The sequence below is a fragment of the Chryseobacterium suipulveris genome (assembly GCF_022811685.1).
GTDB classification, from domain to species: Bacteria; Bacteroidota; Bacteroidia; order Flavobacteriales; family Weeksellaceae; genus Kaistella; species Kaistella suipulveris.
Window position 1 is genome coordinate 1,468,996 of sequence record NZ_CP094532.1, and the last position, 25,531, is coordinate 1,494,526.

Below are 25,531 nucleotides of genomic sequence, written 5' to 3' on the forward strand. Positions count from 1 at the left end.
TAAATACTCTAGAATATATCAAAGGCTTGGGATTCAAACCTTTTCAAAAAAAGCGGTAGAACCTCCTATCCAAATCGCGTCCTTTTTATTGAAATCTACGTTAACCATCGCTGCTTTGGTCATTCTTACAAGATGTTCCATCAGTTTTGGGCGTTCCTCGTTTTCTTTCCAAATGTACAGAAGGCGGATTTCAGCTTTGGAGAATTCACCGTTCGGATCTTTGAAAAGTGGGGCATAGCTTACTTTTCTTTGAAGGATAAAGTTGTCTTTTTCGGTAATGGTATCAATATCTTCTTTGGTCGGATTGAGATTGACGCCGCTTCCAGCAAAAGAAAACAATGGTTTCAAAACGAAATTTTCCAGATTTTCATCGGTAGGAAAATCGCTCACAAAATAACTTTTCGGAACAAATTCGTGTTTCAGTTTCGGGAGGATGAATTTTGAGATTTTGAAAAACCAGTTCGGGTGAGTAATCCACTTTACATCAAGCTCTTCACGAAAGTCGAATTCCATTTTCAAATCAGGAATCTGGTCCAGTTCGTCGAAGATGACGCGGTTATATATTCGTTTGATTTCCGTTAGTTTTCCGTTATTGTCATAAAACAGTTTCTTACCCTGTTTTTGGACTTTAGTAATACAAACCGGCTTTATTCTCAGTCTTTTTTCGGTGAGGTAAAAGTCGATGTTTGTTTTTTGCTTATCGGGAAAAATTTCGAGCAGCACTACATTCTCTGGATTTTCATTACCCACGATCAGATCCCTCAGTTCAGCATAATATGCGTCATCAGAAATCTGCGGCTTCATTTCGTTCAAGAAAGGATAAACTTTCATTAAAGAATTATGAAGCTCCTTCTGAAAACAGTACAAAGTTGGAAACGCCTGAAGTTCGATCAATTGGGGAACAACTTCGCCTTTTTCGTTTTCACAGATTCCAAAATCGATCGTGAAAAAGTGGGGTTGTTTGGTGTCATTCGGAACATTGCAGTTTTCAGGAATGGCTTTGCTGAGCTCTTCCGGAGACATTTCTTTGATTTGAGAAATAATGCTTTCACACGCATCGTGAAGTTTTTTCCTGAACTCTTCCGTCAAGAAAATCGGACTTTCAGAAACCCTGAACAGTGGCTTGATTCCACCGGCATTTTCTAAAAGTTTCAGAACTTCCTTATATTTTTCTTCACTAAAATCAGCGTTGAACTGTTCTCTGTATTTTGGAATCATTGGTTTATTTATAAAGAAAATTCTTTTGGAGTAATTTTTTTTTAGATATGCTTTCCTTCGCTAACTCAGGATAAACTTCACCTCAGCATGACAAATTAACGAACATTTTTCACGTCGTCGATAATATTGAAATTGCGCTATTTCGAAATCCATATCAATGTATTCTTGAACTATGTCGTGCTGAGGTTCTCGAAGCATAAAAATTAAGCTGAAATCCAAAACTTTTCTCACGCCATTTCGTATTCCTTCATAATCTGTTCGGCGGCATTGGCTAGAAATCTCGGCAGAATCTGTTGTTGCGTTAAGACGATCTTATCGGGATCGTCAATTCTGTCCACGGTTTCCAGGTATTTTTCAACCCCGAAGTTTTCAATCATGGCTTCACGGTTTTTGTCCTCTTTCAGATTTTCCAGCATTCCTTTCGGATCTGCTTCAGGATGGAACTGTGTTCCAAAAATTTCGTCAGAAAACCGAATCGCCATCACCGCTCTTTCTAAATGAATATGTGGGCGGACTTTTTCCAGTGCCACGATTTTCATTCCCATTTCGTCAAGCGTTTTCTGATTTGGCTCGATGAACTGGAACGCTCTGGAATCTACCGCATAAAACGGTTCAGGCAGGTTCTTCAGCAAGAAATCTTCTTCGCCGTCTTCTGTTTTATGGATTGGCATCACGCCGAAAGAGTAGGACTTCCTTTTGCAGATGTTGCCCAAATTCCAGTGGATACTTGCCATTTGGAAAGAATGGCAAATCAGGAAACAAAACTTTTTCTGTTCTGAGTTTTTGTTGTGGTTCCAGAGTGTATCAAGAAAATCGGCGAATTTCTGTTCCCATTCGTAACCCTCTCTGTGTGGATTTCCTGGACCGCCGGAAGAGATGAAAATATCAAAATCATCAACATTTGGAACCTCATTTTTGTAGCGCACATCAAAAACGGTGATCTCCACAGACTCACTCCAGGTTTCCTTGAACTGCTGAGAAATCTCCTTGATATTGCGCATTCCTTGGTTTGCTCTGTTGTTGTTCATATCGAGCAAAGCCAGTTTTATTACTTTCATCTGATAAAAAATTGCGCTACAAAATTAAGAAATATTCAAAAAATCGATTTTTGAGCATTAGCAAATTCCTTGTTCGGTCTCGGAAATCATATAGTCAACCACCGCTTTCAGATCGTGGGTCTTTTCAAAAACCGCCAACTGACGATCAGCTCCTGTTCCGTTTTTCATAATTTCCCAGGCGTATTCCACTTCCTGTCGGCTGTCTAATTCATCCACCACATCGTCGATAAAGCCCAGAAGTTCTTTAAGCAAATCCACATACGGAACACTGGTTTCCTTTCCAAAATCGATAAGGTTTGCGTGGATTCCGTCTTTCGAAGCTCGCCATTTATTCTCGTTCAACATCAATCGACGATAACTTCTGAAACTCATATTCTGCTGATGCAACTTGTAAATTTTCGCGGTCAGTGCCTGCATAATTGCGGCAAGGCAAACGGTTTCGTCAATTCTCAGCGGCATATCGCAAATCCTGAATTCTATCGTTGGATAGAACGGATGAACCCGCAAATCCCACCAGATTTTCTTGGCATTGTCGATGGTGCCTGTTTTGATCATCAAATTTACATACGCGTCAAACTCCGCTGCAGAACTGAAATAACTCGGAATCCCCGTTCTTGGGAACTTCGCGAAGACTTCCTGTCGGTAAGATTTGAAACCTGTATTTCTGCCGATCCAGAAAGGCGAGTTGGTCGAAAGCGCATAAATGTGCGGCAGGAAATAGCGCATCACGTTTTGGATTCTCACTCCTTCTTCACGATCAGGAATTCCAATATGTACGTGGAGTCCGAAAATTAAATTCGAACGCGCCACATCGCCCAAATCACTTACGATTTTATCATAGCGGTCAGCTTTCGTAATCTGGTTGCTTTTCCAGTCAGAAAAAGGGTGGGTTCCTCCTCCCGAAACACGCAATCCGTTTTCGTGGGCTACTTTGCAGAGCCGTTTCCGCAAGTCGGTCAATTCTATTTTTGCCTGTTTGATGTTTTGGCAAATTCCAGTCTCCATTTCCACGACGGATTCGTGCATCTCGTGTTTCAGATGCTCATGGAGCGTGGCTTTGCCGCCCTCGATAATTTTGGAGACGTGGGAGACCAAATCCCGACTTTCAATGTCGATGATCTGATATTCTTCCTCAACGCCGATGGTAAATCTGTGCATATCTGTGTTTTTTTCAATGTATCAATGTGAAAATGTACCAATGTAATAATTTGATTGTTACATTGGTAAATTGATAAATTGGTAAATTATTTAATGGAGTCCTTCACAAAGCTTCCCCAGGAAATGTTTGGTTTTCCTGGTACGTATTCCTTGGCTTTTTCAATGGCCAGTTTCGCGGCGTGCTCGATGATCCACGCAAAGTTTTCTTCACCCACGGAATTTCTGTCGGCATCCGGAGCTGGGTTACAGAAATCGATGGCGTAAGGAATTCCGTCTCTCACGGCAAATTCCACCGTGTTGAAATCATAACCTAATGCCTCGTTCATTTTGATCGTGTAGTCGTGAATGGTTTTCAACAGTTTTTCGCGTTCTGCTCCTTCAGTTTTGTGGGAAGTCGCATATCTCAAATGGTGAGGGTTTCTCGGTTCATACGGCATAATGTGGACGTACTTCTTGCCAAGACAGTACACTCTGTAATAATCTTCGAACACGATTTCTTCCTGAACCATCATCACCAATTGCTCAGTTTCGCCCAGTTTGTTCCAGAGATCTTCCGCATTTTCTACTCGGTAAACATTTCTCCAACCACCTCCGTCGTGCGGTTTCATATACGCAGGAAATCCGATGTAGTTGAAAATATAATCCCAGTCATGCGGAAACTTCAGGTTTCTGAAAGAAGTTTCGGTCGTGTTGGTCGGTCGGTCGTTGGAAGGAAGCAAAACCGTTTTCGGGAGCGGAATTCCGAGTTTGGTCATTAAGGCATTGTTAAAGAATTTCTCGTCCGCGCTCCACCAAAACGGATTGTTGATCACGTAGGTTCCGTTCAGCGCTGCATTTTTCAGATATGCCCTGTAAAAAGGTACATCCTGAGAAATTCGGTCGATAATCACGGCGTAACCGTAATCTACGCCTTGCTCCAACTTGTCAATCATTACGGGTTCAGCGGTCACTTCGCCATTTCCCAGTTCATTTACTTTTTTAATGAATTCCCATGGAAACGTGTCTTCCATACCGAAAAGAATTCCTACTTTTTTTGCCATTACGTATTTATGTTTAAGGTTTTAAGTTTGATGTTTGAAGTTTGAAGTTATTTGAGGTTGTTTGAACTTGTTTGAGATTGTTTGATTTGGTTTGAGATAGTTTGAGGTTATTTGAGATTGTTTGATTTTGTTTGAAGTTGTCACTTTTTATATTTCTGTCCTTTGATTTCACACTTTTTCAAGTATTCGATGAAATTTTGAGTTTTACACTTAATGCGATATACCGTTCTTTAAGGTTTTTCAATTCTTCTTCGGAGATCATTTCCTGATCAAAAGCACGATAAAGTTGAGATCGCGTTTCTCCTGCAGATCCCTTGCTGATATACAGTGCCTGTTTAAATTCTGCATTTCCTTCCCGTTCAAATCCTTCAGCAATATTGTCCACCACAGAACCTGAAGATCCTTTGATCTGCATCTTCAGTTTCAAATCTCTCGAGAACTCGTTTCGTTCTGCTAACTTGCATACTTCCTTACAAAGTTGTCTGGAAATTTGCCAAATTTCTAAATCTTCAAATCGTTTAATGGTTGCCATAATTAATAGTTTTATGATTAGTATTTCATCAACAAATTCAAATCTTTTCAAACAACCTCAAATCATTTCAAACAATTTAAAAAAATCGCCCGACAAAAACAGGAAACATCATCCTCCAAAGCGGCCAGTCGTGGGAAATCCATTTCTGTTCGTCGTACCAGTGGTTGATTCCCTTTGAAGCGAGGATTCCCGCCATTTCACGAGTTTGGTTCAGGCAGATGTCTTCATCGGATGTGCTCAAAACGATGTGCATGTGTTTGTATTTCCACGCTTCATCGTTACGAACAAATTCTCTGGGACAGTTGAAATAGACCAACTCATTGCTGAAACCATCCATAAAATTCCTGATGGAAAAAGCTCCCGACAAGCAAAATAGGTGCGAAACCACGTCGGGAAACCTGAACGCGAAATTCGCAGCATGATATCCACCAAAACTCGCTCCTGCAACCGCAACACGGTGTTCAGAATGCAATTTCTGGATGTACGGGATGAATTCCTGAATCAAGAATTGCATATACAGCTCATAGTTCCTGATCCGCTGTTCCGGACTGATATTTTTATCGTAAAAACTGAACTTATCAATCGTTTCAATATTGTAAAGTTTCACCCGTCCCTGTTCCACAAACCAGTTGATGCTTTCGTTCAGCTTGAAGTCGTGGTTTTGGGTGTACTGTCCCTGCGAAGTGGGAAACATAATGATCGGGTAACCGTAATGTCCGGTTACTTCCACTTTCAGCGAGATTCCCAAAATGTGGGAATAGTAGTCGGTGTGCTCTATTTGGGGCATAAGAAAAATTTAAAGTTTGAGGTTTGAAGTTTGAGGTTTGAATGATGAAATTTATCGCTCATCATCTATCACCAATCACTCATATTTTAAGCGCTTGGCTTCGATTTCGGTGGCAGAATATTCAGGAATTTTTCATTGATTTTTATCGCTGCATTATCCAACAGTTCCTGTATTCGGTTTTTGTCATTCGATTTATAAACGATTCCGACGTGGTAATCGAGTGGAAGAAAACGAACCACTTCCTCGCATTTGAATTCCTCGTAATCGGGATTTTTGTCTTTTGCCAACGCAATGATCAACCCTGCAGAAAATCCTGTGGGTTTGCCGATTTCATAAGGTGAATTTTTCAAAAGGGCGTTTTCGATTTTTGCCCATTCGCGCCAGATATTGATTCCGCTCGAAGCTTCCACCAAATCGGGAATATGCGCACCGCCAACTCTGGACGATGTTTCCAGGAAATACCATTTACCGTCGTCTTTTCCGCGAATGAATTCGGTATGGGTAGCTCCGTTTTTCAAACCGAAACTCGTGAGGACTTTTTTGTTGGCCGCTTCAAGCGCTTTGTATTCATCGGAATATCTACCCAAAGTTTTCGTACGGAAAACGCCGCCTTCGTGCGAAACCTGCATCGGTGGAGCAAGGTATTTTGAAGCTGAAGTGAAAACGATTTCGCTGTTGTAAACCAAACTGTCCACGTGGAAAACGTCACCAGGTTTGAAACTTTCCAGCAGAAATTTGTGGCGCTCTTCCTGGGTTTCCTCAATGGCTTGCCAAAGTTCTTCCGACGATTTTATTTTCTTAATTCCTGTTGCAGACGCTTCCGAACGAGGTTTCAAAACCCAAGGAGCGGGAACGGTTGAAATAAATTGATTTACCGCTTCATCATTAAAGACCGCCGAAAACTCGGGAACATCAATTCCTGAATCTTTGGCTTTCTGCCTCATTGCGAGTTTGTCGCGGAAATAGCGGTGCGTAGTTTGTCCCATTCCGGGAATACGGAAGGTTTCGCGAATCAGTGCCGCCTTCTCCACATCGTAATCGTCGAGCGCGACTACGGCGTCCACTTTTCGGGTCTTCATCAGGTAAGAAAAACCCTGCACCAAATGATCGAGATTCCAAATCGAAGGTTCGGTTTCCTCCATATAAAAAGTCTCGTCAATCGCGTGCCACGGCCAGTTTTTATCACGAAGTTTCTCAGAGGTTACCAAGATGACTTTATTGCCGAGTTTCTTCATCTCGTCCATAAAATCATATCCTTTATAATAACATGAAATGCAGACAATCGTTTTTTCCTCCATACATTGTTTCTTTAAAAATGATAAAGTTTCAAAAAAATTAACGGTTTATTATTAAATAATTAATATTGATTTTTACGAACCGTTCAATATTTGAAAAATCATATTCAATGATACAGAGAATTTTTTTATTATGCTAATATTTTATGAAATATTTTCAAGGAAATCAACCAACAACTGAACTCCATATCCAGTCGCTCCCTTTTCCTTCATGTACTGCACGTTTCCGAACGCAACACCCGCAATGTCGAGATGTGCCCAGTTCGGATGTCCCTCAATAAACTGTTCCAGAAATTTCCCTGCAACGATGCAGTCTCCGAAAGGTTTTGACGAAATATTTTTGAAATCTGCAACGTCAGATTTAAAGTCTTCTTCCCATACATCCCAAAGTGGAAGGTTCCACAATCGTTGGTTTGTTTTGTCTGCCGAAGTTTCCAGCGATTTCTTCAACGTATCATTGTTCGAAAAATAAGCGCCGCAAGTATAGCCGAACATGCGTACGGAACTTCCCGTCAATGTTGCCAAGTCGATCAGCACGTCGGTTTTATAGTTTTTGGCGAGGTAGGAGAGTCCGTCAGCAAGTGTCATTCTTCCTTCTGCGTCGGTGTTCAGGATTTCGATGGTTTTCCCGTTGTAAGCGGTGATCACGTCGCTCGGAATATAGGAATCGTTAGAAACTGCATTGTCGGTAATTGGTAAAATCGCCACAATATTCACAGGGAGTTTCTTCTCAGCTGCAGCGATTAAGGTTCCGATCACCGCGGTTGCTCCGCCCATATCGGATTTCATATAATGCAGATTTTCAGAGGGTTTAATGGAAATTCCGCCCGTGTCGAATAGCACACATTTGCCGACTAAACCAACAGTTTTCGCATTCTTCTTTCCGCAAATGTATTCGATGATGGTGAAAGCTGCGTCCTGTGAACTTCCCTGATTCACCGCGAGAAAAGCACCCAACCCAAGTTTCTCAGATTTCTTGCGATCGAATACCGACAGTTTGAAACCATATTTTTTGGAAATCTCTTTCAGGTATTCTGAAATCTGTGGAACGCGTTTAAAATTTTGCGGTTTGTTGAGCCATTCCATACAGTTGAACTGACCTTCGCAAATGGCGTTGGTTTCGGTTTCAATTTCCTTCAAAATTTTTGTTGAAACTTTATCTAAAATTAAATTGAACTTTTCATTTAGCACAGGATGTTCCGCTTTAAATGGATAGGAATAACTTCCTAAAAACAAACCTTTTATAATTTCGTATATCAATTCTACTTTAAGTTGGTTTATATTGGCCAAAGTTGCTGTTGGCTGAATCTTTTTTCTAAAATCATAGGAAAATTTAGAACAGATATTCTGCACTTCAAATGGCTTTGGATTTTCTCCCAAACCGATAAGATAATGCACAGAATCTTCTTCCATCAAAACAAAGGTTTCATTTTTTTTTGCGGAAAAGTTATGTTCAAGGTTTTTTGCAAAATTTACTTTTTCCGTTGTCCAAATTTCTTCAGTAAAGAAGGAGAATTTTTGCGGAATCGTTTTGGTGGGTTTATTTGATAGGTTAATGTTCATTAAGTTTAAAATTTGAAGTTTGAAGTTAGAGGTTTGAGATTTGTTTCAAGTTCCGGGTTTCCAGTTCCCAGTTTCATCCCACATTCGCAGGACAGAAGTTTAAAGTTTGAATTTCTATTGTTGTTTTTTTGTGCGTATTTTCTTTTATCTTTTTCCTTTTGTCTTTTATCTTTTATCTATTTTCTTATCTTTTTCCTTCAATCAGCTCCAAAAATCCCTGTTCGTCGAGGATTTCTATCGTGCCGATTTCCTGCGCTTTTTTGAGTTTGCTTCCGGCTTTTTCGCCCACCACCAAATAGTTCAGGTTTTTGGAAACCGCAGAAATATTTTTGCCGCCGTGTTTCTCGACTATTTCTTCGGCGGCGTCTCTTGTGAAAAGCGTGAGTTTGCCTGTGAAAAGAAAGGTTTTGTTTTCCAGAGTGTTGCTCAATACTTCGTTCGTGCTTTCTCCTTTCTCAAGATGAACGCCATAAGATTTCAATCTTTCGATCATCAGAAGGTTTTCCTGATTGGTGAAAAATTCGGTGATACTTTCTGCAATCTTTCCGCCGATGTCTTCAACCTGGGTGAGTTCTTCTGCGGTAGCTTCTCTCAAAGCGTCGATGGATTCGAAGTTCTTGGCGAGTTTCTTGGCAACGGTTTCTCCCACATGTTTGATCCCGATTCCGAAAAGAACTTTTTCAAAAGGGATTTCCTTTGATTTCTCGATCCCGTCCAAAATATTCTGTGCCGATTTCTCCGCCATTCGTTCCAAAGGAAGCAGTTGTTCTTTCTTCAAAACATAAAAGTCTGCAGGGTTTTCGATGAGTTTTTCTCGGTACAATTGAGCGATAGTTTCCTGACCTAAGCTTTCAATATTCAGTGCTTTTCGAGAAACATAGTGAATCATTCTGCCAATTACCTGTGGTGGACAGTGCAACTCGTTCGGACAAAAATGGATCGCCTGATCCTCGATCTTCACCAGTTCGGTTCCACATTCAGGACAATGCGTGATATACTGTATTTCGGGACTTTCGGGATTTCGCTTTTCGGTATTTACACCGACAATTTTCGGAATAATCTCGCCGCCTTTTTCCACATAGACGAAATCGTTTTCATGGAGTCCAAGTTTTTTGATAATGTCCTCATTGTGAAGCGAAGCTCTTTTTACCACAGTTCCGGCAAGAAGTACGGGTTTCAGGTTTGCGACGGGAGTAATCGCTCCGGTTCTACCGACCTGATAAGTGACTTTTTCGAGTTCGGTTTCCACCTTTTCTGCCTTAAATTTATATGCCATCGCCCAACGCGGGGATTTTGCGGTATAACCCAATTGCTGCTGCTGTTTCAGTGAGTTGACTTTCAAAACAATCCCGTCAATTTCAAAAGGCAGTTCGTGACGTTTCGAGTCCCAATAATTGATGAAATCCTTTACTTCATCCATATTGGAACACAATTTTGCCTGATCAGAAATCCTGAATCCCCAATCTTTTGCTTTCTGCAGCAGTTCCCAATGGGTTTGTGCGGGAACTTCATTCGAAATAAACTGATACAAAACCGCTGAAAGTCCACGTTTTCGTACTTCGCCCGAATCCTGAATTTTCAAACTTCCGGATGCGGTATTTCTTGGATTCATGAAAAGGTCTAAACCTTCTTCTGCACGGCGTTCATTGATTTTGTCGAAGTTTTTTCGGGTCAGGTAAATCTCGCCGCGCATAAAGAATCGTTCAGGAACATCACCCTTCAAAACCATGGGAATGTCTGAAATGGTTTTTACATTTGCAGTAATCTCGTCGCCCTGAAAACCGTCGCCACGTGTAACTGCTTGAGAAAGCTGGCCGTTTTCATAAAGGATGGAAATCGAAGCGCCGTCGTATTTCAGTTCCGCAACAAATTCCACCGGTTCGTCAATCGCCTTAAAAATCCTCTTTTCCCAATCTTCCAAATCATTAAAATCGTAGGAATTATCCAGGGAATACATCCGAAACTGATGCTGAACCGTCGGAAAATTTTTGGTGATTTCGCCACCAACACGCAAAGTAGGAGAGTTGCTGTCATAAAACTCGGGGTGATTTTTTTCAAGTTCCTGAAGTTCTTTGAGCTTCAAATCGAATTCAAAATCTGAAATTATAGGTTCATCTAAAGTGTAATAATTATAGTTATGTTGATGAAGTTCTTCGCGCAGATCTTCTATTTTTTTTTGAATATTTTCCGACATTTTGAAGGTAGATTTTTACAAAAATACTAATTCTATAGAAACCACAAATTGACTATATCGTTTTAAGTAAAAACATATAAAATTAAATTTACTCCTAAATTTTAAAAGGGTTACATTTAAAAATTGTATTAATTTTAAAAATAAATACTAATTTAGCAGGGGTTAAAATAAAAGACTATGAAAATTGAGAAAAGATGGATTACTTCTTTTGTTGTAATTACAATTATTTCACTCGCGGCATTATTCTGGAAAACTGAAATTCCTGTTCCAAACTCCGGCGAATTCCTTAGCGAAGACCAAATCGTAGGCGCTGATGTTGCCTGGATTTTAGCCGCAGCTGGTTTGGTTTTATTGATGACTCCCGGCCTTTCGTTTTTCTACGGCGGAATGGTTGGTAGCAAAAACGTGATTTCCACGATGTTGCAGAGTTTTATTGCACTAGGTGTAATTTCCATTCTTTGGGTGGTTGTTGGTTTCAGTCTTTCCTTTGGTGAAAGTTTAGGTTTCACTTTCCACGGCATTCATTACGGAATCATCGGAAATCCTTTGAGTTACCCTTTTTTAAGTGGGGTAGGTGCACTTCCGCATCATCTAATGGCGCCCACAATTCCTTTTATTTTGTTCGCATTGTTTCAAATGAAATTTGCGGTAATTACGCCGGCTTTAATCACTGGTTCGTTTGCTGAAAGGGTTCGTTTTATTTCCTATCTTTTATTTATGGTTCTCTTCAGTTTGTTTATATATACGCCACTTTGCCACATGGTTTGGCATCCGGAAGGTTTGCTGAATAAATTTTTCGGAGTAAAAGATTTCGCCGGAGGAACGGTAGTTCACATGAGTGCAGGTTTCGCAGCACTTGCCGGCGCAATTATTTTAGGAAGAAGAAAAAATCCACATCATCAACCTTCGAATATTCCATTTGTTTTATTAGGAACCGGAATGCTTTGGTTTGGATGGTTTGGTTTCAATGCTGGTTCTGCTTTAGCGGCTAATGCAACTGCTGCGATGGCTTTTGGTACCACCACTATAGCATCGGCTTCCGCAATGATCACCTGGATATTTTTTGATCGAATTAATGGAAGAAAAGTCTCTGCCTTAGGCGCTTCCATTGGTGCGGTTGTCGGTTTGGTAGCAATTACCCCAGCTGCGGGATTTGTAACAATTGCTGAAAGTCTGTTCATCGGGTTTATCTCTGCAATTGTTTCTAATTCAATGATGCACTGGAAAAAACTCAAAAAAATAGACGACACTTTGGATGTCTTTGCCTGTCATGGAGTAGGAGGAATTATGGGAATGATTCTTACCGCAATTTTTGCGCATGGCGAAAATTCAAGTTTGTTGCATGGCGGCTGGTCGGTTTTTGGGCATCACATGCTGGCTTTGGTTCTGGTTTCGGTGGTTACATTTTTTGGAGCTTTACTACTCTACAAAATCACTGATTTCATCATTCCACTGCGGGTTTCGGAAGAATCAGAGCACCTCGGACTTGATCTTTCTCAGCACGATGAATCCATTGGTTTTTAATTTTAATGAAAAAAGCACCGTTTCAATCTCGGTGCTTTTAGTTTTTTAATGACTTAACATTTCCTTTATTTTCTCAGAAACCTTTTCCGCATTAGGTAGCATTTCTTTTTCTAGAATTAAGTTAATTGGAACTGCAGGTAAATTTAAAGAACCCACGGCTTCAACCGGCGCATCTAAAAATCTGAAGCAATTCTTGGAAATTCTATGAGCAAAAGCTTCGGCGAACGAATTAAATTCACGCAGATTACGCAGATGCCGCGGGTTTTATTTAAAGCCGCGAATATAAATCTGCACAATCCCTGTGATCGGCGAGAAAATATTAGATGAATTGGTTTTGGTCTCACGAATTTCTACGATTGTAATAGAAACGCTCGACTTGCCGCACCTACAGAGCTGGTTTTATCTCATGCTGCTTTCGCTACAAAATTTCGGCTTCTACGAAGCCACTTCGTCACCGTTATAGTTCGCAAAAAGCTCCGTAGGAGCTACACGTTTGTAGCATAGGAGCGAAGAAAAAGGGGAGCTCAGTGTAGCGAAACGTCGATAGTAATGATATCTATTTGGAAGAAGCAAGAAATAAATCAAAATGATTCAAACCAATTGAGAAAATCTGCGCAATCGCCGTAATCCGCGAGAAAATTATCGCCCGCAGATTACGCAGATGCCTCAGATTTTATTTAGAATTTTATTTAATGCAACGAAAAGGAATCCGCACAATCCGCATGGTTAGCGAGAAAATATAAAATGGATTGCTTATGGTCTTACGAATATTTTTATGATTAAAATGAAAACGCTCAACTTGCCGCTCCTCCGGAGCTGGCTTTATCTCTTGTTACTTTTGCTACAAACTTTCGGCTTCTACGAAGCCGACAAAAAAGCCGACACCTTAATCAAAACCGCAAGAAGGGAGTACAAAATTAAGTGATGAAAATGTAGTTAGGCAGCTTTACATCCTCTCTGAACACTGCTCTCATTTTTTTTTTTTCCCAATGGTCCAGATCAATGCCTTTTCCTTGGTCGCCCGGAAAATGGTTGTATGTTTTTCTTTGGGTTCGTCGGAATAGTTCCATTGAAGTGCAGCCGGCTTTTCCTGCTGTAAAATACTTGACAGTTCCTTAGTATAGGGCGATATGTCGGTGGCGCCGGAACCTGCGAACCAAAACTTAATTTCTTTTTCCGGAAACTTGGCGAGGTGCTCTTTTGCAGTTCTTACCAGATAATGGTTATTCCACCACAGGGAAGGGTCGAACGCGATGTAGAAATCAAACATTTCAGGATCGAGAAACAGGGTTTCCGTAACGAATAACCCGGATGCCGACTCGCCGATGATTCCGCGCTTTTGGTTGGTTCGGTATCTGCTTTCAATCTCGGGGATCAGTTCATTCTTTATAAAGTTCCGGAAATTTTCGGATCCGCCGACGACCGGTGCAATTTTTTTGTCTTCGGGTATTTCTGTAAAACCTGTAAGATCTCGTCTGCGTTGCGTGTTTTCGATACCCACCAAAATAATTGGCGTGATTTTGTTCTGCTTGATCAGCTTAGAGAGCGTGTTTGCGATATGGGGAAAATCCTCCTTGATTCCTCCGTCTGCCATATAGAGTACGGGTAATTTATCGTTATTTTTCTTATAGTTTTCTGGCAACCACACATTGATTACCCTGTTTTCGCCAACAGCTTTGGAGTAGATTTCGAAAGTATCGTGGGATGGGATGGCGTCGCCTGCTTTGGAATTAGCGCAGTTTAAAATCAGCAGCATCGATAAGACGCTAAGGTACAGGAAGATTGTTTTCATAAGTTTTTGTGTTAAGGTTAAAGACGTTTCTTCTGAAAAGAATTGGTTCGTGGTCAACTTGCCGCTCATACGGAGCTGGTTTTATCTCTTGTTGCTTTTTCTACAAACTTTTGGCTTCTGCGAAGCCGACACAAGACACTGCCAAATAACGAATTAATTATGGCTTTATCCCAATCATAAAAGTCTCCGTAATCAACGAGAAAATAATTAATGAATTGGTTTTGGTCTCACGAATATTTCTGTCATTGAAATGGAAGTGCTTGACTTGCCGCTCCTACGGAACTGGTTTTATCTCTTGTTGCTTTTTCTACAAACTTTTGGCTTCTATGAAGCCGTATCAAGACACTGCCAAATAATGAATTAATTATGGCTTTATACCAATCCTAAAATCTCCGTAATCAACGAAAAAATAATTAATGAATTGGTTTTTGGTCTCACGAATATTTCTGTCATTGAAATGGAAGTGCTTGACTTGCCGCTCCTACGGAGCTGGTTTTATCTCTTGTTGCTTTTTCTACAAACTTTTGGTTTCTATGAAGCCGTATCAAGACACTGCCAAATAATGAATTAATTATGGCTTTATACCAATCCTAAAATCTCCGTAATCAACGAGAAAATAATTGATGAATTGGTTTTTGGTCTCACGAATATTTCTGTCATTGAAATGGAAGTGCTTGACTTGCCGCTCCTCCGGAGCTGGTTTTATCTCTTGTTGCTTTTTCTACAAACTTTTGGCTTCTGCGAAGCCGTCTTATCACCGGCGTGGTTAGAAAAAAGCTCCGTAGGAGCTACAGGTTTGTACAAGATAGAGCGGAGAAAGTGGGGAGCTCAGTAGGAGCGAAAAGTCGATGGTAATGATATTTATTTGGAATATGCGAGAATTAATCAAAATGATTCAAACCAATTGAGAAAATCTGCGCAATCCCTATAATCAGCAACAAAAAAACTCGACTAATCCTTTCAAATAAAACCTCAACTCCTAAACATTTCCCCAATCTTAGCCGCCAATTTCTCGGCATTCGGAAGCATTTCTTTTTCCAAAACAAGGTTGATTGGTACCGCCGGTAAATTCAGCGCACCCATCGTTTCTACAGGAAGATCCAGATAACGGAAGCAATTTCTCGAAATTCTGTGAGCAATCGCCTCCGCAAAAGAATTTTGAAGCTGCTCCTCGGTGAGTACGATGCATTTTCCGTGGCGTTTGACGCTTTCGAAAACCAGCTCCTCATCCAAAGGAATCAGTGTCCTCAAATCGATGATTTCAACTCTTCCCTCAAAGGATTTCGCGGCTTCTTTTGCCCAGTAAACTCCCATTCCGTAGGTGACGATAACCAGAGTTCTGCCTTTTTCAGTCTCGGTTTTGTCGGCTTCCAGAATTACATTTCCTTTTCCAAAAGCAAGGATGTAGTCTTCTGCGGGTTCAATGGTTTTTGCGTCTTCCGTACCTGGAACTTTGCTCCAGTAAAGTCCTTTATGTTCGAGCATCACTACCGGATTCGGATCGTAATAAGCTGCCTTAAGCAAACCTTTAAAATCTGCCGCATTGCTCGGATAAGCGATTTTTATTCCTTTAATATTGGCCAAAATGCTTTCCACACTACCGCTGTGATAAGGGCCGCCTCCTCCGTAAGCTCCGGTCGGAACACGGATAATATTCGAAACCGGGAATTTGCCGCGGCTCAGGTAACTTGACTTTGAAATCTCCGTAATCAGTTGGTTGATTCCGGGGTAGATGTAGTCTGCAAACTGTACCTCGACAATCGGTTTAAGTCCGACCGCGCTCATTCCCACCGTGGAACCAATGATGTACGCTTCCTGAATCGCGGTATTGAACACTCGTTTGTTTCCGAATTTTGCACCGAGTGTCACGGTTTCTCTGAATACGCCGCCGATTCTTTCGCCCACATCCTGTCCGTAAAGCAGCGCTTCAGGATGTTTCCACATAATTTCCTGGATGGCGTGGATCGCCGCATCGACCATCACGATTTTTTCGGTGGCTTCTGCGGGAACTCTCGTTCCGGTTTCTTCGGTGATGGGAGTGGGAGCGAATACAAATTCCTCGACTGTTTCTGGTTTAGGACCTTCCGCGGCTATTGCTTTTTGGAATGCCTGTTCTGCCTCCAGTCGGGCTTTCTTTTCGATTTGTTTGAGGAGGTCTTCGTCGATACCGTCATCAAGGAGTCGTGCTCTCAGCAAATTTCCAGGATCTTTGGCGCGGTGTTTTTCAAGGTCGGCTTCGTCGCGATAGAATTCCCTGCGAACGCCTGAAGTATGATGGCCAATCAATACGGTTTTTGCGCAAACCAACATCGGTTTTCTTTCGGTTCGTACAAAATCTACTGCTTTTTTCATCGCGGTGAAACTATCTACAAAGTCGGTTCCGTCAACTCTCATTCTGTTCAATCCTACAAATCCAGCCGCATAATCGTAAGCATCGGAAGTTCTGGCTTCCTCTTTGGTCGCGGAGATTCCCCATTCATTATCCTGAACCAGAAAAATCACCGGCAACTGATGAAGCGCGGCAAACTGGAATGCTTCGGAAACTTCGCCCTCGGTTACGGAATTGTCGCCCATTGAGCAAACCACGACCGGATTGTTATCAAATTCCTGCAGTTTAAATTCCTGCAGATACTTGATTCCCTGCGCAACTCCCGTCGTAGGAATTGCCTGCATTCCTGTGGCGGAACTTTGGTGGATGATCTTCGGTTTGTCTTCTTCGCGGCTTGATGGATGCGAATAGTAGGAGCGACCGCCGGAAAATGGATCGTCGGCTTTGGCGAGGAGCTGCAGCATCAGTCGGTACGGCTCGAAACCGATTCCCATCAGCAAACTTTCGTCTCGGTAGTATGGCGAAACCCAGTCGTCTTTGGTCAGCTGATAAGCCGCAGCGAGCTGAATCGCTTCGTGACCGCGCGAAGTGCTGTGCACATACTTGGTAATCTGCCTGTTTTCCTCATAAATATCAGCCATCGCTTTCGCCAGCATCATGTGGTTGAAAGCTTTCAGTAGGATTTCTTCCGAAACCTGTAGTTGAGTGTCCAATTCCATAGCTAACAAATATAGGACTTTTGGAGGAAGTAGGAAATTCCAATTTCTATATCACTCTTAAAAAAAATATTTTACTGCTTTTGCAAATTCAGGTCTTTTCACCCGGAATTTATCCGTCACAATTATTGATATTTGTCTCAATATCTATTAAATCCATTACCATGAAAACCTCAGCACACCACCAGAACCACGAAGTTTATGAAGCGCTATTGGTGATCCTAAGCGATCTGGCCAAAGCGATGAACCAGAAAAAGCAAACTAGGGAGCTGTATTACGATAATGCCGACATGATGAAGCTTTTTAAGACCAGCGCCAGTACGCTTTATCGCTTACGCAAAAACAAGCAGGTCACGTTTTTTAAGTTGGGTAAAAAGATTCATTATCCTGCTGAGGAAATCAGTCGGATTTTCGGTGATCAATCCGATCGTTGAGTGACGCCGAATGTCCAAATAAAAAAATCCACCCCATAACGGAGTGGATTCTCTCTACGGCAGTACCATCACTTCGCCCGCATACAGGGAGTTGGATGCCTTGCTGCGGTCAGCATTCCTGAAGAAGCAGTACAGATGCACAGGTTTTCCGCGGAACCGTTCCGGGAGGATTTGGCTTGCAGTGGCGGCATCTCTCTGCTCATTGTTGTCAAATGTTTGGAACTCTTCCAACTCGTCGCAGTACACGAGCGTTTCGAAACAGTCGGTTGCTTTGGCATACGCTTGTGCAGAATTGTCGGTCCAGCCGAATTCCAGTTCGCCACCTGCTTTCGGGGTCACGCTGAAGTTTTGGAAACCGGGGAGTTCGCCCTTGGTAAAGATCACCTTGTTGAACACCAGTTCCGGGATTCCGGCATTGAGCACCACCGCTTCCCTGATCGTGTAGGAGCAGGCGAGGTTCAGGCGCGACCTTGCGCCGGCGTTGCTTCCGAAATACATTTTTGGGATTGCGCTCACTGGAGTGAGGAATTTCATGACCAGCCGGAATTTCAGCTGCTGCTGGATCTGAGCTTCGGTCGGCTCTTTACTTGACTTTTTCGGTCGGCTTCGGATAATGTCTTTTCCGCGCCAGTTTGCGCCCACTACGGTACCTACCGTACCACTGAATCCACCGAGGATTCCCTTTGTTATTGTGCCCATAATTTTAATTTTTTTGGGTTTAACATGATTAATAATTTTAGCACGATGCTGAACCAAAGGTAAGCCCATATTCTGCACATTTCCAAGCATTTTGCCCCTCATGACCGCTTATGACCGGTACTGACCGCTTATGACCGCTAATGACCGCCAACATTTTTGCGTTGTTCGGAAATTGTTCGGGTTTTGTTCGGGTTTTGTTCGGAAAAAGGGGTGTTTTTGCGAAGGAAAGTGGGAAGTGGGTGGGAGGACAAACGAATTATCGATAAAGCAGAAGAATGGGAGAAAGTAAAAAATATATTGTTTTTTCAGGAGGGTTTAGGAAAATTTTCTTAGATTTAAACAAAAAAAATCCCACGGAGTACGCAGGATTAAGATAATCTTCGGCTTATAGCCTTGTTGTGAATTGTCTTTCGACACAAATATATAAAAAATTAATAATTATGGACAATACTTTAGGAATTGATTTAGGTACGAACTCAATTGGAATGACTCTGAGACATGAGAATTCTTTTAAGTGGTACGGGGTTTATACTTTTAGAAAAGGCGTAGGTGATGGAAAATCTGGCGAATTTTCTTTAGCAGCTGAGAGAACTAAAAACAGATCGTCAAGAAGATTATATAACGCCAGAAGATATAGGAAATGGGCAACATTAGAAGTATTAATTAAGAATGATTTATGTCCGCTTCCTATTGAGGATTTGAAAAAATGGAAGCATTACGATAAAGGAGTCGGTAGAAAATTTCCTGTAAATAATGAAAAATTCAATCAATGGATAAAACTGGATTTTAATTTTGATGGTGTTCCGGATCATTCAAGTCCATATCAGCTCAGAAGAGAGGTAATAACCGAAAAATTAGATTTAACAAACCAGGAAAATAGATATAAAATTGGGCGTGCACTATATCATATTTCGCAAAGAAGAGGTTTTAAGAGCAGCCGTAAAATTGGAACGAATGAAAAGACAGCTGTTTATAAAGGAAGTAAAGAAACTGGTACAATTGGAAGAAATGTATATGAAGATCTGATAGAAAAAAACGGGAGTTTAGGAGCAGCTTTTGCTAAATTAGAAGATGAAGGAATTAGAATTAGAAATAGATATACCTTGCGCTCAGACTATTATAAGGAAGTTGAAAAAATATTGACATTTCAGGAAATTTCTGATGAAAATCTGATTCAGGCAATACTCAAAGCCATCTTTTTTCAAAGACCATTACGCTCGCAAAAAGGTTTAATCGGAAAATGTACGATGGAACCGAATAAACCACGTTGTCCAATAAGTCATCCAAATTTTGAAGAATACCGAGCATGGTCATTTGTGAACAATATAAAATATAAAGAAACTGAAGAAGATGACTTTCAACCGTTACCGCTTCCATTAAAAGAGAATTTGATTAAAGAGAAATTATTTCTTAAAAAGAATAATGTTGATTTTTTACAGTTACGAAAGTTCATCTGTAAAGATGAGAGGAAAAACTGGATTTTAAATTATTCCAAAAGGATGGACAAGGTTTCCGCTTCAACCTGTCCTGTTTCTACACATTTACAAGCTGCATTTGGAGAAAACTGGAGAGAAATTCAGATTAAATCGAATCGGATAAGAAAGGACAATGGAAACAACGTATTTTATAATATCGAAGATATCTGGCACATTCTGTTTTCTTTTGAAGATGAAGAATATTTTGAAGAATTTCTTTTAACTAGCTTAGAATTAGAAGAAAACCAAATCTCTGTATTACTCAAACTATGGAAAAATTTTCCAGTCGGTTATGCTAATTTGAGCTTAAAAGCAATCAATAATATCCTGCTATTTTTGAAAAAAGGAATTATCTATAGTGAAGCAGTATTTCTTGCAAAGATTCCGGAAATGATTGGTAAACAATTATTTGAAGATAATTCTGAAGAATTGATTTCCAAGTTCGAAGAAATTATTGACAGGGTTAAGTATCAAAAATCAATAATAAATATTACCAATTCATTAATTGCAACTTATAAAGGGCAAGAAATTGACGAGCAGCACGCAAGGAAAGATTTTACCTATCGATTGAGTGAGTATGATCAAAAAGATGTACTCAAAACTCTTGAAGAATATTATGGGAAAAAGACTTGGGGAAGTATAAATGAAACTGAAAAACAAAATGTAATAAAAGATGTAGCAGCCGAGTATCAGGAATTTTTTAATGATACAAAAAGAGACTACCGCAAACAGCCTAAATTGGTTGAGGCTTTTTACAACTTCTTAATTGATAATTTTAGTCTAAATGAAAAACAATTAAAAAGATTGTATCATCCCTCAATGATTGATATCTATCCAAGTGAAGACGATCAAGTTCTCTTAAAATCTCCGAAAACCAGGGCGTTTAAAAATCCAATGGCTTATAAAACACTCCATAAATTGCGTCACGTAATTAATCATTTAATAGAGAAGGGATTAATTGATAATGAAACTCGAATTGTTTTAGAAGTTGCCAGAGAATTAAATGATAAAAATAAGAGAGCGGCTATTGAGGATTATCAAAGAGAAAGAGAAAGGGAAAATTTGGAATATGCGGCGGCAATTTCTGAATTGATCAATGATCCTGATTTCTCGGGAAATGCAAATCCAAACAGCTTAACTGACCGTGAGAAGTTCAGAATGTGGTCAGAGCAAACAAATGTATGTGAAGATGAATTAAATGAAATATTTAAAGCCGATAGTTCTGTTAAAAAATACCGTTTGTGGAAGGAACAAAATGCCATTTGTCTCTACACAGGGCGTTTTATAAGTTTAACTGATTTATTTAATGAAAATATCATTGACTTTGAACACACTATTCCGCGAAGTCTATCTTTTGATAATTCTCTGGCAAACTTAACTGTCTGCTATGCGGATTATAACAGAAATGTAAAAAAGAATCGAATACCGACGCAATTACCAAATTACTCTGAGAGTTTTGTAGGATATCAGGCGATTGAGCCAAGATTAGAAAATTGGAAGAAGAAGATTGAATCCTTAGAGAATCAAATTGAAACTCAAGTTATTAAATCAAAAACGGCACAAGATAAAGAAACAAAAGACAATGCAATCAGAAGAAGACATTATTTAAAAATGCATTTGGATTATTGGCTAAACAAATTGGACAGGTTTACACGCGAGGATGTGCCGACCGGTTTTAGAAACAGCCAACTTGTGGACACTCAACTAATTTCTAAATATGCATATCATTATTTAAAAACTGTTTTCAACCAAGTAGATGTTATAAAGGGTTCCACCACAGCAGAGTTTAGGAAAATATTTGGGATTCAGCCATCAGATGAGAAAAAAGATCGGTCAAATCACTATCATCATGCTATTGATGCGGCAGTTCTTACTTTGTTGCCATCAAGTGCACGAAGAAAAGATATTCTTGAAAAGAAATATGAGTATGAAGAAAAATATAAAAATAAGTCTTATCACGAAAAACCCTTTGAAAACTTTGATTATTGGATGATTGAAAAAATTAAGAGAGAGATTTTAATCAATAATATGAATGATCAGGATAAAGTGCTTGCACCAGTAATTAAGCGAGTTCGTACTAGAGGGAAAATAGAATATTTGAGAGATAAAGATGGTCAGTTAATAAAAGACGGTGACGACAAAAGAATTCCCAAAATAAAGACAGGTGATGCAGTTCGTGGTCAGTTACATTTAGACACATTTTATGGTAAAATAAAGATCGCTGCTAAAGATGAAAACGGAAGTTTATTGAGAGATGAAAATAGGGAAGTTTTATATAATCAAGTAGATGGAAATGATGAAATCTGGATGGTAATTCGTAAACCAATTGAGTCAGTCAACTTTGATTCTGATGTTATTGTAGACCAAATGCTTTCAGAGCATTTGAAAAAGCAATTGAATTCTGGAGTAAAGACTAATGAATTAGTTGACTTCAATAATAAGGTGGTTCGCAGACTTAGATGTAGAACAAAAAAGGCCAGAGGTTTTTTAAATCCTGATAATGTAACTATTGTTAAGGAGCAAACCTATAAATCAAAAAAGGACTACAAGAATTACTACTATGCGGATTCCGGAGACAATTATATGTTTGGTTTATATGAAAATGAATATGGAAGAAAAATTATTCCAGTGAATGTTTTTGAAGCCACACAGTTTTCGAATAATCAGAATGAAGAAACGAAAGCGGATATTTTTAAGATCAAAGAACCTGTTTTAATCGGAAAAGGAAATCACCAAAAGCCCGCGGACCTAAAGCATATTTTTATGCCAGGACAAAAAGTAATTTTCTTTGTAGAATCAAAAGAGGAGTTAAAAGAACTATATATAGATGACAAAGAAGAATTTTCAAAAAGATTGTATTATGTTAAGACTTTGGCAGATGCTAATACCCAAAGAATATTGTTTCAGCATCATATGGAGGCAAGAAACAACGAACAATTAGCAGAGGATTTTCCTAAGAAAGAATTTGGAACAAAAGGGAAAGATGGTTTTTCAAGATTTTCAGCAGATTTTCTTGCACCACGACTGCTTTTAACACCGAGTAATTTTAATTTCTTAGTTGAAGAAATTGATTTTGAAATGGATGTGACTGGTCAAGTAAACTGGAGATTTTAGAACGATGCTCTTCCGCTCCATCTACATTGGTAATCCTGCCTATCTGAAACTGAAAGACCATCAGATGAAAATTCTGTGTCCGGAAACCAAAACTGAAAAAGGAAGTGTTCCGGTAGAAGATTTGGGTTTGCTGATGCTTGACAATTTTCAGATTACGGTTTCGCACCAACTGATTCAGAAAATGATGGCAAATAATGTGGTAGTCATCAGTTGCGACGAACAGCATATGCCGAAAGGGCAAATGCTGCCGATTTTCGGTCATACCGAACATTCTGAAAGGGTAAAATACCAACTGGAAGCAAGTGAACCTTTAAAAAAACAATTATGGAAACAAACAGTAGAATCCAAAATTTCCAATCAGATAAAAGTTCTAGAACGATTGGATAATTACGCTGAACCCATGTATGATTATTTGAAGAATGTAAAATCTGGTGACATGACCAATATGGAAGGAATTGCGGCGCAACACTATTGGAAGTATTTGATCAGTCCTGATTTTCTTCGTGGCAGATATGGTGATAGTCCAAATCATATTTTCAATTTCGGATATATTGTCCTACGAAGTATTGTTGCCCGATCCATTGTAGAAACCGGTTTGCTTCCGGTTCTAGGGATTTTTCACAAAAACAAGTACAATCCCTATTGCCTTGCTGATGATTTGATGGAACCTTACCGTCCGTATGTCGATTTAATGGTGATGCAGTGGTTGAAAGCAAACCCCGACGCAGAAGAATTAACCAAAGAACTGAAAGCATATCTGATTACTATTGCAACAAAAGATACGAGAATTGATAATGTAAATCGACCTTTACTGGTTGCCGTGAAAAGCACCGTTTCATCTCTTTACAGATGTTATGCCGGTGAAAAAAGACAGATTTCGTATCCAGAATTACTATGAACGCCGAACGGTTTAATGCCTACCGAATTATGTGGGTGATGGTTTTATACGATTTACCGACCGAAACTAAAGCAATGCAGCGGGCAGCCAATCTCTTCCGGAAAAGACTGGAGGATGATGGTTTTGCATTATTTCAGTTTTCTATTTATATCAGGCATTGTCCTAGTCGTGAAAATGCGATTTAATAGTCAAAAATAGTTGGTAAAATTCTTTGTAATACCGATTATTAGATGCGATTACAAAAGTTTATTGAACTTTGTTTCAATAAATTTTTTTTATGTCTGAAAATTCAAAAAAAATCGTTGTTGGTGTTGTGGAAGTTTGGATACCATTTCGTGGGGAAAACAGAAAGGCAAGAGGCGGTTCAAGTGTAAGAACTGCGGGATTTACTTTACGCTTGAAAACAAATCCGTAAGTTTAAAAAATAAAGAGATTTGGTTCAGGAAGTGGATCATAGGTCGACAAACTTACGAGCAGATTTCAATTGAATCCGGATATTCGATCAGTACGCTCCAACGATATTTTAACCTTATGCTGGCAAAGGCTCCACAGCTGAGTTACAGTCAGAACAAGGAAGTCTATCTTTTGATTGACGCCACATATTTTTCCAATGAAATCTGTCTTGTCGTTTTTAGGGACGATGTCTTCAAACAAACCCAGCTTTACAGAATAACCGATGGCGAACACTTTGAAGAACTTAGGGAAGATCTTCAAAATATTCTTGATTTGGGTGTAAAAATTGGTGGGATTACGTGCGACGGAGATAAATCCCTGATTAAGGCTATTAGAAAGGTATGCCCGAAAGTTCCGATGCAGAGATGCCTGGTGCATATCCAGAGAATGTGCAAGATATGGCTTTCCGCACATCCTAAAACAAGAGCAGGTTTCGAACTTAGAGAGATCGCGTGTAAACTTCACTTTATCGACTGCGAGTCAAAAAAGCAATATTGGATACGGGAGCTTGTGGATTGGTTCGAGCAGCACAAAGAGTTTATCAATGAAAAATCTTACAATGAGGAAACAGGAAGGTATTGGTATACTCACAAGATGGTGAGGCGAAGTTTTTCAGTGATCAAAAAGGCGCTTCCAAATATGTTCACCTTTCTACAGAATCCTAAGATACCGAAAACCACCAATGGTCTGGAATCCTTCTTCGGACATCTGAAAGGCAATCTGAATATTCATAGAGGACTTACTAAAAGTAGGCGCAAAAAATTCATTCAATGGTATCTTTTCTATAAAAACCAGAAGTGATGAAAGGTTTTTTAGCCATTTGGCTGTTCCGATAATTTATTAAAAAGGATGGTCGAAACCATCCCTCTAAACTATCGTTTACAGCGTCAGTTGTATTGCTGGCGAGTTGCACCTCTGCATGGCTCGCTTCCTCTTCCAACCAACAGCCGAATATTACAAATTATTTTTTAAAAAAACACCAACTATTTTTGACCACATTACCGAAAATGCTCAGGTGCATATGAAAAGGGTAAAAAGTTGGTTGCCCAAATATGGAAAAGTGGCGATTATGAACATCACCGACAAGCAATTTGGAGATATAGAGCTGTTTCATGCCAGGACTAAAGAAGAGCCGCCGCCAACCTATCAACAACTGGAATTATTCTAAATTTTTGAATCCTGAAAAACCTCAAAAAACCTCCTCTGTCAGGAGGTTTTTTAGATTGAGGTTGTGTCGTGTCACGAAGATAAT

Annotated in this window: 18 protein-coding genes, 2 pseudogenes and 1 CRISPR repeat array (1 of these 21 cut by a window edge); of the genes and pseudogenes, 8 read left to right on the top strand and 12 right to left on the bottom strand. The window is 39.9% G+C overall.

Translation table 11 applies throughout. From position 1 onward, the window contains the following. Window positions 1-33 precede the first annotated feature (33 nt). The 9 genes from MTP09_RS07015 to ligA form a co-directional block, all read right to left on the bottom strand. A complete protein-coding gene (locus MTP09_RS07015) occupies window positions 34-1,218 on the bottom strand; it encodes a hypothetical protein (protein WP_243551484.1) in 1,185 nt (394 codons plus the stop codon). A 227-nt stretch (window positions 1,219-1,445) separates the two neighbouring features. Beyond that, window positions 1,446-2,276, bottom strand: a complete 831-nt coding sequence (locus tag MTP09_RS07020; RefSeq protein ID WP_243551487.1) for a type 1 glutamine amidotransferase — start codon at window positions 2,274-2,276, stop codon at window positions 1,446-1,448. Window positions 2,277-2,333: 57 nt separating this feature from the next. Next, window positions 2,334-3,434, bottom strand: a complete 1,101-nt coding sequence (locus tag MTP09_RS07025) for a carboxylate-amine ligase (protein WP_243551489.1) — start codon at window positions 3,432-3,434, stop codon at window positions 2,334-2,336. A gap of 86 nt (window positions 3,435-3,520) precedes the next feature. Then, window positions 3,521-4,474 carry an ATP-grasp domain-containing protein gene (locus MTP09_RS07030; protein WP_243551491.1) on the bottom strand — a complete coding sequence of 318 codons (954 nt, stop codon included), beginning with the start codon at window positions 4,472-4,474 and terminating at the stop codon, window positions 3,521-3,523. A gap of 178 nt (window positions 4,475-4,652) precedes the next feature. Then, complete coding sequence (locus MTP09_RS07035) at window positions 4,653-5,006, bottom strand: four helix bundle protein (protein WP_317618778.1); 354 nt, start codon at window positions 5,004-5,006, stop codon at window positions 4,653-4,655. Window positions 5,007-5,082: 76 nt separating this feature from the next. Beyond that, window positions 5,083-5,793 carry an alpha/beta hydrolase-fold protein gene (locus MTP09_RS07040; protein WP_243551493.1) on the bottom strand — a complete coding sequence of 237 codons (711 nt, stop codon included), beginning with the start codon at window positions 5,791-5,793 and terminating at the stop codon, window positions 5,083-5,085. Between the two features lie 86 nt (window positions 5,794-5,879). After that, on the bottom strand, window positions 5,880-7,091 hold the full coding sequence (locus tag MTP09_RS07045; RefSeq protein ID WP_243551495.1) for an ATP-grasp domain-containing protein: 1,212 nt from the start codon (window positions 7,089-7,091) through the stop codon (window positions 5,880-5,882). 141 nt (window positions 7,092-7,232) lie between these two features. Then, entirely contained in the window at window positions 7,233-8,651 is a 1,419-nt protein-coding gene (locus tag MTP09_RS07050) for a M17 family metallopeptidase (RefSeq protein ID WP_243551497.1), read from the bottom strand. 184 nt (window positions 8,652-8,835) lie between these two features. After that, a complete protein-coding gene (gene ligA, locus MTP09_RS07055; protein WP_243551499.1) occupies window positions 8,836-10,845 on the bottom strand; it encodes an NAD-dependent DNA ligase LigA in 2,010 nt (669 codons plus the stop codon). 177 nt (window positions 10,846-11,022) lie between these two features. Here ligA and MTP09_RS07060 point away from each other — a divergent pair, with 177 nt between their 5' ends. Both MTP09_RS07060 and MTP09_RS07065 read left to right on the top strand, forming a co-directional pair. Further along, window positions 11,023-12,369, top strand: coding sequence for an ammonium transporter (locus tag MTP09_RS07060; RefSeq protein WP_243551501.1), 1,347 nt, complete (start codon window positions 11,023-11,025; stop codon window positions 12,367-12,369). A gap of 784 nt (window positions 12,370-13,153) precedes the next feature. Then, a complete protein-coding gene (locus MTP09_RS07065; protein ID WP_243551503.1) occupies window positions 13,154-13,294 on the top strand; it encodes a hypothetical protein in 141 nt (46 codons plus the stop codon). 45 nt (window positions 13,295-13,339) lie between these two features. Here MTP09_RS07065 and MTP09_RS07070 read toward each other — a convergent pair whose 3' ends face one another. Both MTP09_RS07070 and MTP09_RS07075 read right to left on the bottom strand, forming a co-directional pair. Continuing rightward, complete coding sequence (locus tag MTP09_RS07070; RefSeq protein WP_243551505.1) at window positions 13,340-14,161, bottom strand: alpha/beta hydrolase; 822 nt, start codon at window positions 14,159-14,161, stop codon at window positions 13,340-13,342. Window positions 14,162-15,133: 972 nt separating this feature from the next. After that, window positions 15,134-17,209, bottom strand: coding sequence for an alpha-ketoacid dehydrogenase subunit alpha/beta (locus MTP09_RS07075; RefSeq protein WP_243551507.1), 2,076 nt, complete (start codon window positions 17,207-17,209; stop codon window positions 15,134-15,136). Window positions 17,210-17,229: 20 nt separating this feature from the next. Between MTP09_RS07075 and MTP09_RS07080 the strand changes: the two genes are divergently transcribed. Continuing rightward, entirely contained in the window at window positions 17,230-17,640 is a 411-nt protein-coding gene (locus MTP09_RS07080; protein ID WP_243551509.1) for a helix-turn-helix domain-containing protein, read from the top strand. 54 nt (window positions 17,641-17,694) lie between these two features. Here the strand turns inward: MTP09_RS07080 and MTP09_RS07085 are convergent, their stop codons facing one another. Further along, a complete protein-coding gene (locus MTP09_RS07085) occupies window positions 17,695-18,339 on the bottom strand; it encodes a DUF6266 family protein (RefSeq protein ID WP_243551511.1) in 645 nt (214 codons plus the stop codon). Window positions 18,340-18,779: 440 nt separating this feature from the next. Here MTP09_RS07085 and cas9 point away from each other — a divergent pair, with 440 nt between their 5' ends. The 5 genes and pseudogenes from cas9 to MTP09_RS07115 all read left to right on the top strand — a co-directional run. Beyond that, entirely contained in the window at window positions 18,780-22,928 is a 4,149-nt protein-coding gene (cas9, locus tag MTP09_RS07090; RefSeq protein ID WP_243551513.1) for a type II CRISPR RNA-guided endonuclease Cas9, read from the top strand. 4 nt (window positions 22,929-22,932) lie between these two features. After that, the gene (cas1, locus tag MTP09_RS07095; protein ID WP_243551515.1) at window positions 22,933-23,826 is read left to right on the top strand and encodes a type II CRISPR-associated endonuclease Cas1; all 894 of its coding nucleotides are present in this window, start codon (window positions 22,933-22,935) and stop codon (window positions 23,824-23,826) included. Next, window positions 23,823-24,005 (top strand): annotated as a pseudogene (cas2, locus tag MTP09_RS07100) (CRISPR-associated endonuclease Cas2); the annotation flags it as partial. The gene cas1 and the pseudogene cas2, both read left to right, overlap by 4 nt. 142 nt (window positions 24,006-24,147) lie before the next feature. Then, the gene (locus MTP09_RS07110; RefSeq protein ID WP_456237125.1) at window positions 24,148-25,080 is read left to right on the top strand and encodes an IS256 family transposase, variant Zn-binding type; all 933 of its coding nucleotides are present in this window, start codon (window positions 24,148-24,150) and stop codon (window positions 25,078-25,080) included. 202 nt (window positions 25,081-25,282) lie between these two features. Then, window positions 25,283-25,447, top strand: a pseudogene (locus MTP09_RS07115) (CRISPR-associated endonuclease Cas2); the annotation flags it as partial. A 60-nt stretch (window positions 25,448-25,507) separates the two neighbouring features. Then, window positions 25,508-25,531: direct repeats of the CRISPR family, unit length 48 nt; it runs 409 nt beyond the window's last position.

Bases quoted from the DNA above. Each gene is read 5' to 3' on its own strand.
- MTP09_RS07030 (WP_243551491.1), bottom strand. From the start codon at position 4,474: ATGGCAAAAAAAGTAGGAATTCTTTTCGGTATGGAAGACACGTTTCCA.
- ligA (WP_243551499.1), bottom strand. From the start codon at position 10,845: ATGTCGGAAAATATTCAAAAAAAAATAGAAGATCTGCGCGAAGAACTT.
- MTP09_RS07070 (WP_243551505.1), bottom strand. From the start codon at position 14,161: ATGAAAACAATCTTCCTGTACCTTAGCGTCTTATCGATGCTGCTGATT.
- MTP09_RS07075 (WP_243551507.1), bottom strand. From the start codon at position 17,209: ATGGAATTGGACACTCAACTACAGGTTTCGGAAGAAATCCTACTGAAA.
- MTP09_RS07015 (WP_243551484.1), bottom strand. From the start codon at position 1,218: ATGATTCCAAAATACAGAGAACAGTTCAACGCTGATTTTAGTGAAGAA.
- MTP09_RS07060 (WP_243551501.1), top strand. From the start codon at position 11,023: ATGAAAATTGAGAAAAGATGGATTACTTCTTTTGTTGTAATTACAATT.
- MTP09_RS07020 (WP_243551487.1), bottom strand. From the start codon at position 2,276: ATGAAAGTAATAAAACTGGCTTTGCTCGATATGAACAACAACAGAGCA.
- MTP09_RS07040 (WP_243551493.1), bottom strand. From the start codon at position 5,793: ATGCCCCAAATAGAGCACACCGACTACTATTCCCACATTTTGGGAATC.
- MTP09_RS07035 (WP_317618778.1), bottom strand. From the start codon at position 5,006: ATGGCAACCATTAAACGATTTGAAGATTTAGAAATTTGGCAAATTTCC.
- cas9 (WP_243551513.1), top strand. From the start codon at position 18,780: ATGGACAATACTTTAGGAATTGATTTAGGTACGAACTCAATTGGAATG.
- MTP09_RS07025 (WP_243551489.1), bottom strand. From the start codon at position 3,434: ATGCACAGATTTACCATCGGCGTTGAGGAAGAATATCAGATCATCGAC.
- MTP09_RS07045 (WP_243551495.1), bottom strand. From the start codon at position 7,091: ATGGAGGAAAAAACGATTGTCTGCATTTCATGTTATTATAAAGGATAT.
- MTP09_RS07050 (WP_243551497.1), bottom strand. From the start codon at position 8,651: ATGAACATTAACCTATCAAATAAACCCACCAAAACGATTCCGCAAAAA.
- MTP09_RS07085 (WP_243551511.1), bottom strand. From the start codon at position 18,339: ATGGGCACAATAACAAAGGGAATCCTCGGTGGATTCAGTGGTACGGTA.
- cas1 (WP_243551515.1), top strand. From the start codon at position 22,933: ATGCTCTTCCGCTCCATCTACATTGGTAATCCTGCCTATCTGAAACTG.
- MTP09_RS07065 (WP_243551503.1), top strand. From the start codon at position 13,154: ATGAAAACGCTCAACTTGCCGCTCCTCCGGAGCTGGCTTTATCTCTTG.